The organism is Mucilaginibacter sp. OK283, assembly GCF_900110415.1.
GTDB lineage: Bacteria > Bacteroidota > Bacteroidia > Sphingobacteriales > Sphingobacteriaceae > Mucilaginibacter.
The window spans coordinates 56056-70213 of the sequence record NZ_FODR01000014.1 but is presented as its reverse complement, the minus strand read 5'-3'; the positions used below and the strand labels follow the sequence as shown (position 1 = coordinate 70213).

The window sequence follows — 14158 nt, the reverse complement described above, 5'->3', positions numbered from 1 at the left end:
TTTGATAACAATAGCGTTTTCAGCGATCGGTTATTTAACAAACTGGTAAAAAAAAGACGAATTATTATAAAATCAGCAGCGGTTAGCATCTGAAACTATATAGCGCAGCGGTAATAAATAGCTCAAAAATGATAATTTTTTACAACGGGTTTACACGGCCTGCACATGACCACGACTTTTGTTTTACATGTTTTGTAAACTAAACCGGCCAGGTTTACAATTTATTTTCAATCATTAAAAACGCTATGTTGTTGAACCTCAATCGGGTAATTTTAGTTTATCAAACAGGAACAAATCATAAGCCTTTTGATAAACTAAAAGATGATAAGAATAATGATAATTAGCTGTATTGTGTCATTGATGATGTTATCTGGCTGTGCAGCCCGCCGCGACCTGGTTTACTTTAGCAATATGGCCGAGACTGCTACAGTAAACAAATCACAAGATCAACAGGTGTTGATTAAAAGGGGCGATGTTGTAAATATTACGCTTAACAGTCTAAGCCCCGAATCGAATAACCTGTTTTATGGTAATAAAAATATGGGAACAAACCCCAGGCCGGGCTCTGAAGGCTACAAAGTAGATAAAAATGGCAATATTCAACTTCCGTTGATTGGTGAGATTAAAATTGGAGGCCTTAGCGTTGAAGATGCCCAAACAGCAATAGCGACGCAGTTAATGCAACATGTGAAATCGCCGGTTGTGGACTTAAGGTTGAGTAATTTCAAAATTACAGTTATCGGCGAAGTTAACAAGCCAGCAACCTTCATTATTAACGACGAACAGGTAAATGTACTTGAAGCACTGGGCCTTGCCGGCGATATGACCGTTTATGGAAGGCGCGAAAACGTTTTGATCATCAGAAATGAAGACGGAAATAAAACCATGACAAGGTTGAACCTGAACAAACTCGAGTCGATGAAATCGCCCTATTTCAACCTGAAGCAAAATGATATAGTTTATATAGAGCCCGACCGGTCAAAAGCAGTTGAGTATAGTCAAAATACACGCCTGATGCCCCTGATAATCGCTTCTATATCTGCTGTAGCAGTATTAGCAGCTGTACTTTTAAAAAGATAATTGATACCCCTTTTCATAATGTTAAAAAAAAGCCGACATGGACATTAACGCTAAACCAAAACAAACCTTGCCAGGAGGTGACTTCAAGACTAAAGCAATGCCATACTTAAAAAATTGGTACGCTTTTCTGGCAGGCCTGTTTGTTTGTTTGCTGGTTGCCTGGGGGTATCTTCATTATGTTACACCCAGGTATAAAATAACAAGTACGTTACTTATTCCCGACGATAAAAAAGGAGACGGCATACTCAAGGCAACAGCGTTTAGTGATTTGAATATGTTTCAGGAAGCAAAAACAGTAGATAATGAAATTGAAGTTTTGCGCTCGAAAGATTTGATTTATAATGTTTTTGAACGACTGAATCTTGAAGTTTCTTATTTTGATGAAGCTGCTTTTAAAACCAAAGAATATTATGGGGATGACCGCCCTTTTATTGTAACGGTAGTTAAATTGAGTAATGGGGCGTATTTGAAAAAACTTCACCTTCAAAATTACTCCGGAGATAAGTTTTTATTAACCGTCGAAAAGAAGAGTTGGTTATATCGTTACGGACAAGTTGTGAATCATAAGGATTATGCATTCAAAGTTGAAAAAGGGCCTGGTTTTGCTACTACAGATAAACAGGTTACCATCAGGTTTAATAATTTAAAAACCCTGGCTGCCTTGTACAGTGCCGGATTATTGCAGGTAAACCCGGTAATTAAAGAATCTAACACGCTATTATTGAGCATTAATGATGCCGTGCCAGAGCGCGGAGTGGCAATTCTTAACAATATTATTAGTACTTATAATGATGAAACTGTTAAGAAAAAGAATATAACAGCACTTAATACCATTTTATTTATCGATAAACGGCTCAAGACAATGGAGGATGATCTGTCAGCTGCCGAAAAAGACATCGAAACCTATAAACAACAAAGCGGAGCATCTGAAATTAATGCCGGCAATCAGGTCAATCTGACAAAGTCGGCAGAATATAACCAGTTACTTGAAGAATCTAATGTTCAACTTGGCATTGTAAAATCGATGGAATTTTATCTAAACCAATCCGGCAATCAATTTAACGCGGTTCCAAGCACCATGGGATTGAAAGACCCGGTTTTAAATTCACTTGTAAGCAGGTTCAACGACCTTCAATTGGAAAGGAACCGGATGTTAAACACCGCCAACCTCAGCAATCCGTTGGTACAGGATTTGAGCCGCCAGATTGCAAGTTTGCGTACCAACATAAAGGAGAATTTAACAAATATTAAAAAAGGGTTTATGATAGGGCATACGCTTCTTAAGCAAAATTCGGCCCAGTATGATTCACGGATACAGTCGGTACCCGCCATTGAAAGAGGGTTATTGCAGCGCAGTCGCGAGCAAGGCGTAAAAACAAACCTATATCAATATTTATTGCAAAAGCGCGAGGAAACGGCCTTATCTCTTTCGGCAACTATTCCGTCATCACAAATTGTTGACAGACCGGCGTATGATCCTGTTCCTGAATTTCCAAAGGAGCAATTAACATATTTGCTTGGCGGAGTAATTGGCTTGTTAATTCCCGGGTTTTCAATTTTTTTCAGGCAAAAATTTAATGCAAAAGTTACAACTACAGCCAATTTATTAGAAATACCAGGAGTTAGGGTACTTGGCGAACTAAGCCATAATCAAGAACTTGCGGGCGCAATTGCTGTACATAAAGGGCGTACAACCGTCATTTCTGAATTGTTCAGATACATCCGTAGTAATATAGGTATTTTAAACCAGGGCCTGCCGCAAAAAACAATATTGGTTACATCTACCATGAAGGGCGAGGGTAAAACGTTTTTCAGTGTTAACCTTGGAATTACGCTCGCTTTATTAAGTAAACGAGTACTCATCATTGAATTTGATTTGCGAAGACCAGATCTCCTGAAAAGCCTGAACCTGGCGCAAACAAAGGGGGTGGCCGATTATATAGAAGGTGATATAGACTCTTTGTATGAATACATTCAGCCCGTTGGTGAATCGGATAACCTGTTTGTTTTGGGTTGTGGTACACTTTCTGAAAGGCCATCGGAGTTATTGATGGACGCACGGGTTGAACAGTTGTTCGATTGGTGCAAAGCCCAATTTGATTATATAATTGTTGATACTTCGCCGGTGGGCGCAGTTTCAGATGCGCTAAGTCTGGCCAGCTTTGCCGACTTAAGTATTTACCTGGTGCGTTATAACTATACCAGCACCCAACAATTAGACATACTGAAGGATATTTATGATAACGGGAAATTGAAAAATATTATGGTTGTCTTAAACGATGCAAAAAAGCAAAATCGTAATGCCTATGCGTACGGGGGCTATGGTTACGTTCCGTACGGCGTATAGTAATTATTCTTTACGTAATAATCTGTCCGCTAATAATCTTTTGTAGCATAATTTAAAAAATAGGCCCTGTAAGTGGATTGGCGAAGCTATATAAAGTAGTGAGCCAGCCAGGAACAGTGTTTTTCAAAAGCAACCCCAAGCTAAATAGGGCTGCATTTACAGTTTGCTTGCTTTAAGCCCTTTGCTTAAACGCACATATCAAAAAACAAATAGCCGCATCATGTAAGTGAGATGGCGAAGCCGTAGCCAATCCTTAAATACTGCCTTTTACAAATAAATACCAACATGCAATCTTCATTAAATACCTCGAAAGTGTCGATATCAAATTTGCGCGAAAAAAAATGGCTTGTAATTTATACCAGGCCCCGCTGGGAAAAAAAGGTTGACAAATTGTTAAAGCAGCAAGGCGTCGAATCATATTGTCCTGTCAGGGAAGTTGTTAACCAATGGGCTGATAGGAAAAAGGAGGTAAGCCTACCCTTGTTTAGTTCGTACGTGTTTGTAAGGGTTGATCTTTTTGAACAGGCCAAAGTACTGTACGTTTTAGGCGTAATGGGCTATGTGTATTATATGGGCAGACCAGCTGTGGTGAGAGATAATATTATCGACCAAATAAAGTACAACCTTGACAATTACAAAGACTTAGAGATGATAAGCCTGGAAGGATTAGCGATAGGCGATGTTGTGAAAATAAAGGCCGGTGTGCTTACCAATCAAACAGGCAAAGTGGTTGAAATTAAAGGCAAGCACGTTTTAATGGTGTTTGACAGTATTAACTGTGCTTTGGTAACCCGTGTTCTTATGCAAAATTTAACTATACAAAATTCAAATCAAAACCATGAAAATTGAACAGTACCAACCAAAAATTGGAATTATAGGCCTTGGGTATGTGGGCTTGCCCCTGGCCGTTGAGTTCGCAAAAAAATATAAAGTATTTGGTTTCGATATAAATTTAGCCAGAATTAACCAGCTGAAAACCGGTATCGATCATACTTTAGAAATTAGCGAAGATGAATTGAATGCAGTGATAACGCCGGTGTGTACAACACAAACAGGGTTGTTTTTTACAGACGATATCGAAAAATTACGACCATGTACAAGATACATTGTAACAGTGCCAACACCCGTTGATAAGAACAATCGCCCCGATCTGACACCTTTAATAAACGCCAGCATGTTGATTGGGAAAGTACTTAAAAAAGGTGATATTGTGATTTATGAGTCGACGGTTTATCCGGGTGTTACCGAAGACGAATGCATGCCCATATTAGAGAAAGTATCTGGATTACGTTATAATGTCGATTTTTTTGCAGGCTACTCCCCCGAGCGAATTAATCCGGGAGATAAGTATCACACTGTAGCAAATATCCGGAAGATCACTTCGGGCTCAACGGCCGAAACTGCAGACATCGTAGATAAACTTTACAACTCCGTTATTACAGCTGGTACCTTTAAGGCCGATTCGATAAAAGTGGCCGAGGCGGCAAAGGTGATTGAAAATGCCCAGCGCGACATCAACATAGCTTTCGTAAATGAGCTTGCCATGATTTTTAATAAACTTGGGATTGATACAAATAAGGTATTAGAGGCCGCCAGTACAAAATGGAATTTTTTAAATTTCAGACCGGGTTTGGTTGGCGGGCATTGTATCGGGGTCGATCCATATTACCTTGCTCAAAAGGCCCAGGAAGCTGGGTATCACCCTGAGATTATTTTAGCCGGACGCCGCATAAACGATTCAATGGGCGCTTACGTTGCCGATCAGTTTATAAAGCAAATAACGCGCAAAGGAACATCGCTGATAGATGCCGAAGTGCTGGTACTTGGCTTTACTTTTAAAGAAAACTGCCCCGATGTAAGAAACACCCGGGTAATAGATATTGTTAAACGGTTGGAAGAATATAAGATAAAGGTGCATGTTCATGACCCTTGGGCTAACGCAGAGCAGGCAAACCGGATTTATGGCATAACCTGCGAAAACGGCGAATCGAAAGAAAGAAAATACGACGGTATTTTACTCGCGGTTGCTCATAATGAGTTTAAAGACCTCAATTTAGCCAGCCTTTGTAAACCTCACACTGTGCTGTATGATCTGAAAGCTTTTTTACCGGATGGCCTGGTAAACGCACGCCTGTAATATCACTCAGATGAATTATAAAGAAAAAACCGTATCGGGCATTCTATGGTCCTTATGGCAGCAGGTGAGTTCAAAAATTGTTGGGTTCCTGATCTCCTTATTTCTGGCCCGTATGCTTGATCCCGCTCAGTTTGGCTTAATAGCCATGTTGGCAATTTTTATTGCAATTGGCAATTCGCTGTTAGATAGCGGATTAACGGCTTCGTTGATACGCACCCCAGATGCAGATGAGCGCGATTTTTCGACAATTTTTTATTTTAACCTGTTGGGCAGTTGTTTTTTATATGGTGTATTATTTTTTGCTGCCCCTTTCATTGCCGATTTTTATAAACAGCCGCTTTTAACAGCCATTGTACGTGTATACGGACTTATTTTAATTATCAATGCCTTTTTTGGTGTTCAAAGTACTTTACTGGTAAAAGATATGAAGTTTAAACTGCAAACAAACATTCAGATTCCGGCAGCCATTGGAGGAGGGCTTTTGGGCATCCTGCTTGCAAGGTTAGGTTATGGGGTATGGAGCCTGGTTTGGATGGGATTATGTACATCTTTTTTATCAACAGCAATGCATTGGATCTATTCGCCGTGGCGCCCGGCTTTATTGTTTGACAAGGAGTGTTTCAAAAAACATTTCTCGTTTGGGTATAAAATGACTTTATCTGGTTTATTGGATACTGTTTATCAAAACCTTTACTTAATAATTATTGGCAAATATTTTTCTGCAAGCCTGCTTGGTTTTTATTGGCGTGCAGATACCATTAGTCAGTTGCCTATAAGTAATATTTCTACCGCGGTTAATAAGGTTGCTTACCCAATGTTTGCACAAATAGCCCATGATCCGGTGCGTTTAAAAGATGTTTATAAAAAGCTAATGCAACAGGTTGTGTTTTGGAATGCACCGGCGCTAATATTTCTGAGTTTAATTGCTAAGCCGCTTTTTCATATTTTATTAACAGATAAGTGGTTACCCGCTGTGCCTTTTTTTAAGATATTATGTCTTTGCGGTATTATGTACCCACTTCATGTATATAATCTGAATATTTTAAAAGTATTGGGTAAAAGCGCTCTGTTTTTTAAGTTGGAGGTGCTAAAAAAAATATTAAGCGTTGCCGGAATTTTGCTTTTCATCCCCTTTGGGATATACGGTCTGTTGTATTTTCAGCTATTTTTTAACCTTATTGCTTATTACATCAATTCAGTTTATAGTGGCAGGCTAATAGCCTACCCGGTAAGGGAACAAATTGAGGATATTTTTCCCATTTTGGCTATAGCCGGTACGTTAGGTTTTACTTGTTACTTTCTCGATATGTTGCTAACCAGCCTTTATACCCCCGCAATTATGCAAATTGGCATTGTTTTCATAATTTATTTTGGTGTTTATTTTGGCGCAGGCTTATTAGTGAAACTTTCGGCGATTAAAGATTTTAACCAATTAATTCTTAAAAAATGATACCTGTAACCAAGCCGTTTCTGCCTACAGAAACAGAATTTTGCGATTATGTGAAAAGTATTTGGGAACGCCAGTGGCTCACAAATAATGGTCCGTTGGTAAATACGCTTGAACTGAAGCTTAAAGAATACCTGGGTGTTAATCATTTGTTATATGTTGCAAACGGTACAATTGCGTTACAGCTTGCAATTAAAGCATTGTCATTACATGGCGAGATTATTACCACGCCATTTTCTTTTGTGGCAACAACAAGCGCAATTGTTTGGCAAGAATGCACTCCCGTTTTTGTTGATATTGATCCGGAAACATATAATATCGATCCCGCTAAAATTGAAGCTGCAATTACCTCAAAAACAACAGCAATATTGGCTACGCATGTTTTTGGTAACCCTTGCGATATTGCGGCTATACAGGACATTGCCGACAGGTATGGTTTAAAAGTTATTTACGATGCAGCACATTGCTTTGGTACCTTGTATAAAAATCGGTCGGTATTCGAATATGGCGATATCAGCACAACCAGTTTTCATTCAACAAAGTTATTTCATACCATAGAAGGGGGCGCAGTATTTACCCAGGATCCGGAAATTCTGAGAAAATTGGCGTTGATGCGCAATTTTGGTTTTTCTGGAGTTGACTGCTTTTCAGAACAAGGCATCAATGCAAAAAACTGCGAATTTCATGCAGCTATGGGCCTTTGTAATTTACGCTATGCCGATGAGATATTAAAAAAAAGAAGGTATTTAACCGAGCAATATATGCTGCGATTAACTAACCTGGACGTTCAATTTCAAAAAGTTGAAAATGCCGACGATTATAATTACGCGTATTTCCCGGTCTTGTTTAGCTCGGAGGAGCTAATGTTGGAGAGCAAGGCCAAACTTGAATTGGCGCAAATATACAGTCGTAGGTATTTTTTTCCTTCTTTATCAAGTTTACCGTATGTAAACAGTGCGGAAATGCCTATTTGCGACAGTATAGCGTCCCGCATTTTGTGTCTTCCTTTATATCATACTTTAGGATTGTCAGATTTGGATCTGATTTGCCGTTTGTTACTACGAACTCAAAATTTTACCGAGGGAAGCCAACCGAGGCCAGATCGCTTTGGTAAGCTGGTAACGGATAAAATTGAATGGGAATTAAATGTAAAAAACGGCAAAATATGAATGGAACCGAAATTACAGTTAGTATTTGCTGTATTACTTATAATCACGAAAAATTTATTGCACAGGCTATTGATAATTTCGTGAGGCAGCAAACAAATTTCAAATTCGAAATAATTATTGGCGACGATTGTTCTACAGATAATACATTATTCATTATCAATCAGTTTTCGGTTAAATATCCGGGAAAGATCAAGGTGTTCACATCTCCTGAAAACATAGGTTTTCACCGTAATTTTATCAGGTGTGTTGAAGCGTGTAAAGGCACATATATAGCACTTTGCGAGGGCGACGATTATTGGACAGATAACTATAAGTTGCAAAAACAGGTAGATTTTTTAAAATCTAATCCTGGCTATGTTATGTGTTGCCATTATACCCGCGTTATTACTGCCGATAACCAAACAATATACGCACACCCTAGGCCGGTGCCACTAACGCATACCTATCATGATTTGCTTGCCGGCAAACAAGATGAAACAAAAACAGCAACGGTACTTTACCGTAATCTCCCAATAGTTCATAGTTTATTTTTAAGTAAGTTGTTTTTTAATTGTTATGCCGGCGATAAGATTTTTAAACTTTATGCCACCTTTCATACGGGTAAAAAAGTATATGTAATGCCCGAAGTAATGAGTTGTTACCGTAACCACCAAGGCGGAATATGGAGCATGATAAACGCTAATACAAGGATGAAAAGGATGATAAGCGACTTTGATTTAATTATAAGGAATTTCTCCTATCCAAGGTTACTGAGAAGAAAACTACTTGGTTTGTATATTAAAAGGTATTTGTTTTTTGAGTTGAGTAATCTGCAAATAAAAAGGGCCTACAACACTATTAAATACCTGCTTTAATTCATCCGGGAAAAACAAACCTTCATGAAAATAAAATACGATTTACAAGTAAAACCCCGCTTGTTTTTTATTATTCCTACCCTGATGGGCGGCGGCGCCGAAAGAGTATTAATATCATTGGCAAACCATTTTAATAAGTTAAATTTTCAATCAATAATCGTTTCACTAAATCAGGATGTTCCAGCTTATGCTATTGACAAAGATGTAAAAGTAGTTCAAATATTAAGCCGAAGACGGCATAGCCTGGTATACCGGTTGTACTATTTTTTAAAAACCTTTTATGTGCTGATTAAATTGTTGAGAGCCGAAAAGCCTGTTTGTGCAATATCATTTATAACATCGGCCAATATATGGGCGGGCATAACCTGCTATTTTACCAATACCCCGTATATCGTATCCGAACGAACATCGCCAAACCGGAGTGTAAATCAGTTTGGTTATCTGCATAAGAAGCTTGCCGCATTAATATATCTCAAATCGGCATCCGTGGTTGTTAGCGCAAAGGGTGTAGGAGACTGCCTGTTAAAGATAACAGCTTTTAAACATCTGGATAATATAAACAGGATAATGAACGCAGTAACAACATTTGATAGGGTAACTACGGGTAAAGTACACGTCCGGAAATTTATATTGGGCGTCGGACGATTAGCCTTTGTTAAAGGTTTTGACATGCTGATTGCCGCGTTCGGCCTCGCCAATCTTGACGATACTGATTTATTAATAATAGGCGAAGGCGAAGAAAGATCAAATCTTCTTTGCCAGATCCATCGCCTCGGACTACAGGAAAAAGTATTGCTTCCCGGATCAAAAACTAACCTGCAGGATTATTATAGCCAGGCCGAAATGTTTGTGTTGCCTTCCCGTAATGAAGGCTATCCTAATGCATTGGTCGAGGCAATGAGCTTAGGTTGTCCTTGTATAGCGGTAAACTGTGACTTTGGGCCTGTGGAGATTATCAGAGATGGCGATAACGGTATTTTAGTAGCTAAGGAGTCGATTGTTGAGTTGGCGGATGCGATAGTTTGTTTACACAACGATAATGGCCTCAGGGAACGGATAGGGGGAGCAGCACGAAATATTTGTGAAAGCAACAGTGCACAAAAAATTTTAGGTGAGTGGGCGGGTTTAATAAACAAGCATGCCAGGTATACGCCTAATGTACCCTGAACTTAAAACATGATGCCGGCAAATTTTTCATTCGAATTTAATCTTAATCATATGTTACAATATTTAATCCGTTTGGACGATTTGTGTCCAACTAATGATATAGATAAATGGCAGCGTTTTTTTAGGTTGTTTGACAAGTATAAAATTAAACCAATAATTGCTGTAATACCTGATAACAAGGACCCCAAACTAAAAAGCCGCGGAAAATTCAATTCAAATTATTGGCCGATGGTACGCGGGCTTCAAAGTAAAGGGTATATTATGGGGATGCACGGATATAATCACTGTTACGTAAATCGAAACTCTGGAATCCTAAAAATGAACAAGCGATCAGAATTCGCAGGCTTACCATCACAGATACAAGAGCAGAAGATTAAAGCTGCCGCTGCAATATTTCGTCGTGAAAAGGTTCGCCCTTCATTGTTTATAGCACCGGCACATACATTTGACAGGAACACACTTATGGCGCTGGAGAAGTATACCGATATTAAGGTAATAAGTGATGGGCTATTAAAATCGCCCTACGTCCGGTTCGGGTTTAACTGGATCCCTGTACAACTATCTGAAGTTGAACCCAAAACAGAAAATACCTGGACTTTTAACTATCACCCCGAAACCTGCACTGATAGTGCCTTTGATGAACTCGAAGACTTTATTGTAAAGTATCATAAGCACTTTGTTTCGCTTGACGATTTATCATTTGTAAACTATGGTTGGGTAGATTTCATAAAAGAGAAGTTCTGCATATACAAACGCCTGATTCGGGGCTACATAAGTTTTCTGCTTGTTGAGGCCGAAAAAATCCCAACCTAACCGGCAGAGGGCAGAAACCTGAACATTTTTCTGAAATTAATTTATTCACTCCATTTCTATCTCTTATATGAAAATTCCGTTTTCACCTCCTTTTATCGACCAATCTGTTATAAAAGAGGTTATTGATGCACTTGTTTCTAAATGGATAACTACCGGCCCTAAGGTAGCCGAACTTGAAAACGAGATAGTAAATTTAACAACAGCCAAAGCGGCTGTGTGTGTAAATTCATGGACGTCGGGCGCTATACTGATGTTAAAATGGTTTGGCGTAAAAGAGGGAGATGAGGTTATTGTACCCGCTTATACTTACTGCGCTACTGCTTTATGCGTGCTGCATTGCGGGGCAACTCCCGTAATGGTTGATGTTGATAACGATTGTTGTATATCTACACAAGCCGTTTTGAAAGCCATTACCAGCAAAACAAAGGCGATTATTGCAGTTGATGTTGCCGGCTGGCCATGCGATTACGGGGCTTTAAATGAGATTATAGGCAGGCCCGAAATTGTAAACTTATTTGAGCCGACAAATGACAAGCAAACGACACTGGGCAGAATACTGCTAATTGCCGATGCTGCGCATTCCCTGGGAGCTACGATACATGGAGTTGCAGCCTCAAGGGAAGCCGATATTGCTATTTTCTCATTTCATGCCGTTAAAAATATAACAACAGCAGAGGGGGGGGCCATATGTTTGAATTTGCCGGCAACCTTCAATATTGAAAATGAGTATAGGTATTTGAAAATGTTTACCCTGAATGGGCAAACTAAAGATGCATTCACTAAATCGAACGGTGGGGGGTGGAAGTATGATATATTATTTCAGGGCCTTAAAATAAATATGCCCGATGTATGCGCCGCAATTGGCCTGGCCCAAATAAAAATATATACGCAGTTATTGCTTCCTTTAAGAAAGCTGATTGCGATAAAATATTTCAAAAGCTTTAGGCAAATGAATTGGTTTATGGCGCCCTCACTTATTGATGGGAACCGTGAGTCTTCCTATCATCTTTACTCTTTAAGAATCAGGGGAATATCTGAGTCGCAGCGAGACCAGATTATAGAAGATATTACGGAGCAAGGCGTAAGTGTTAACGTTCATTTTATACCATTACCTATGTTAACTTTATTTAAATCATTAGGTTACAACATTGCAGACTACCCAGTAGCTTACGCTCAGTACGCAAATGAAATTTCACTCCCCATTTACCCCCAATTATCTAATACAGAAGTGGACTTTATAATACAAACTGTAAAAAATGCTGTAAACAAGCAAATTAGCCAATTGAAAACTTCCTCAATAACAGATTTTTGAAATGATTTTAAAAAGAATTTTCGATTTGATTTTTGCTTCGATTTTATTGATAACCTTAACCCCGTTATTAATTATAATAGCTATGGCTGTTAAATTCAATTCAAAAGGAAGCGTATTTTACGTACAGCGCAGAATCGGCAAAAATGGATCGGATTTTAACCTCTTTAAATTCAGAACCATGTATGAGTTTTCAGATAGGGCAGGCTTGTTAACCATTGGATACGCCGATTTTAGGATTACCACCGTGGGTTATTGGCTTCGCAAATATAAACTGGATGAACTGCCACAATTGATAAATATTATTATTGGCGATATGAGTTTTGTTGGCCCCAGGCCAGAAGTAAGTAAGTACGTTGCAATTTACAGCGTTCAGCAATTAAGGGTACTTAGTGTAAAGCCAGGTTTAACCGACTGGGCCTCTATCAAATACTTTAATGAGAATGAGCTTTTGGCAACTGCCGAAGACCCGGAGAGGCTTTATGTAAATACAATTTTGCCGTCAAAAATATTTCAAAACCTTGAATATATTGACAATCGAAATTTCCTGATGGACATCAGAATTATATTAAGCACCCTTAAAAGATTACTTAAATAAGCTGCGATCTTTTATGGAACTTAAAAAGCTTTTGGTTTATTGTTTTGTCATTTTCTATCTATATGTCCTTGCATTTGGCATATTTATGACAGAGACAGTGAAAATACCCGCGCCCGCTGTATTTGGTTTGCCCCTTATTTTTTTTGCAGGGCAACCTGCAACACGTTTTTTATACTATAAAGAGATGCTTTTTTTTATCACTGCCTTGTTTTTATACAATATAGTGGGAATGAATGATTATCGCTCTTTTTTTGCCACCTTAATTACAATTTTTATATGTGCGCTATATTTTAATTATTTTGTCGGCTCCAGCAGAAGTAGGTTTGTTACATCGATAGTATTGTTTTTTTTACTGTTGATGGTGTCAATGATCATCATGATACTTGACCACAACTATGCATCGATTATTGATCCTATAAGGATTGCAATGCTTGATGAACAGGTTAAACAAAGCCCTTCAGGACTGTCAATAACTCAGTTTACTTTTGGTTACCAGGTTGCGGCTTTTACCACAATGATTTTGGTGGCAGCATTTACTTTTAAGCAAAATTTACTCATTAAATTAGTTGTGCTGTGTTCTTGTTTGATTTGTATTTATCTTGGCATGAACAGGTCGGCATTTATAAGTTTTTGTGCAGCAACAGCAATATTTTTGATTATTTACTACCGATACAAGGCTGTTTTTTTGCTCATAATTACCATTCTGGTATGTTTTGCAGCTTATACATATATGTTAAAAGGCAATTTCGACAATAAGAATAACATATTGTCAAAAAATGCTGCAAAAGAAGCGAATGATTTTAATCGTGCAGATCTGGCAGCAGAAAATCTTAAAATAGTAGCAAATTATCCCTTTGGGCTAATATTTTATGGAAAAACCTGGGATGAGGTTACTTATCGAAATCCTTCTTTCCCTTTTGGTTTGTCATCGCATAACGCTTATTTGATGTTTGTTACCTTATTGGGTCCATTTTTAGGTTTGGGATTATTAGGGGCAATTTATTATCGTATACTTTCCCTTTTTTGGAATACAGTTAAAAATATTCATAAAAAAAATCAGCCTCTATATCTGGCTTTATTTTTCTCGTTTTTTGCTATTTCAATAAATGCACTATCGCACAATGGTTGGCTGTTAAGCGTAGATGGGCCAACAGTATTTTTGTATTTCGCAATACTTCAATACAACGTTACATCAGATACCGGTAACGATATTTTACTTACCTGAGAGAAAATCACC

At 38.4% G+C, this 14158-nt stretch carries 12 protein-coding genes; all 12 read left to right on the top strand.

All coding sequences use genetic code 11. The features are described from left to right. Positions 1 to 333 precede the first annotated feature (333 nt). The 12 genes from BMX56_RS25355 to BMX56_RS25300 all read left to right on the top strand — a co-directional run bounded on the left by BMX56_RS25355 (position 334) and on the right by BMX56_RS25300 (position 14146). The gene (locus BMX56_RS25355) at positions 334 to 1080 is read left to right on the top strand and encodes a polysaccharide biosynthesis/export family protein (protein ID WP_255369918.1); all 747 of its coding nucleotides are present in this window, start codon (positions 334 to 336) and stop codon (positions 1078 to 1080) included. Positions 1081 to 1177: 97 nt separating this feature from the next. Continuing rightward, positions 1178 to 3427 carry a GumC family protein gene (locus BMX56_RS25350; protein WP_177183916.1) on the top strand — a complete coding sequence of 750 codons (2250 nt, stop codon included), beginning with the start codon at positions 1178 to 1180 and terminating at the stop codon, positions 3425 to 3427. Positions 3428 to 3712: 285 nt separating this feature from the next. After that, positions 3713 to 4276, top strand: coding sequence for a UpxY family transcription antiterminator (locus BMX56_RS25345; RefSeq protein ID WP_090652509.1), 564 nt, complete (start codon positions 3713 to 3715; stop codon positions 4274 to 4276). Next, complete coding sequence (locus BMX56_RS25340; RefSeq protein ID WP_090652508.1) at positions 4266 to 5564, top strand: nucleotide sugar dehydrogenase; 1299 nt, start codon at positions 4266 to 4268, stop codon at positions 5562 to 5564. The genes BMX56_RS25345 and BMX56_RS25340 overlap by 11 nt, the downstream gene beginning before the upstream one ends. Positions 5565 to 5574: 10 nt before the next feature. Continuing rightward, positions 5575 to 7014 (top strand): lipopolysaccharide biosynthesis protein, encoded by a 1440-nt coding sequence (locus tag BMX56_RS25335; protein WP_090652507.1) that lies wholly within the window; start codon positions 5575 to 5577, stop codon positions 7012 to 7014. Next, positions 7011 to 8180, top strand: a complete 1170-nt coding sequence (locus BMX56_RS25330) for a DegT/DnrJ/EryC1/StrS family aminotransferase (protein WP_090652506.1) — start codon at positions 7011 to 7013, stop codon at positions 8178 to 8180. The genes BMX56_RS25335 and BMX56_RS25330 overlap by 4 nt, the downstream gene beginning before the upstream one ends. Further along, the gene (locus tag BMX56_RS25325) at positions 8177 to 9034 is read left to right on the top strand and encodes a glycosyltransferase family 2 protein (protein ID WP_177183915.1); all 858 of its coding nucleotides are present in this window, start codon (positions 8177 to 8179) and stop codon (positions 9032 to 9034) included. The genes BMX56_RS25330 and BMX56_RS25325 overlap by 4 nt, the downstream gene beginning before the upstream one ends. 24 nt (positions 9035 to 9058) lie before the next feature. Continuing rightward, the gene (locus BMX56_RS25320; protein WP_090652504.1) at positions 9059 to 10201 is read left to right on the top strand and encodes a glycosyltransferase; all 1143 of its coding nucleotides are present in this window, start codon (positions 9059 to 9061) and stop codon (positions 10199 to 10201) included. A gap of 9 nt (positions 10202 to 10210) precedes the next feature. Beyond that, positions 10211 to 11014 carry a DUF2334 domain-containing protein gene (locus tag BMX56_RS25315; RefSeq protein ID WP_090652503.1) on the top strand — a complete coding sequence of 268 codons (804 nt, stop codon included), beginning with the start codon at positions 10211 to 10213 and terminating at the stop codon, positions 11012 to 11014. A gap of 67 nt (positions 11015 to 11081) precedes the next feature. Beyond that, on the top strand, positions 11082 to 12326 hold the full coding sequence (locus BMX56_RS25310) for a DegT/DnrJ/EryC1/StrS family aminotransferase (protein WP_090652502.1): 1245 nt from the start codon (positions 11082 to 11084) through the stop codon (positions 12324 to 12326). 1 nt (position 12327) lies between these two features. Continuing rightward, entirely contained in the window at positions 12328 to 12921 is a 594-nt protein-coding gene (locus BMX56_RS25305) for a sugar transferase (RefSeq protein WP_090652501.1), read from the top strand. A gap of 13 nt (positions 12922 to 12934) precedes the next feature. Further along, positions 12935 to 14146, top strand: a complete 1212-nt coding sequence (locus BMX56_RS25300) for an O-antigen ligase family protein (RefSeq protein ID WP_090652500.1) — start codon at positions 12935 to 12937, stop codon at positions 14144 to 14146. The last annotated feature ends 12 nt before the right edge of the window (positions 14147 to 14158 follow it).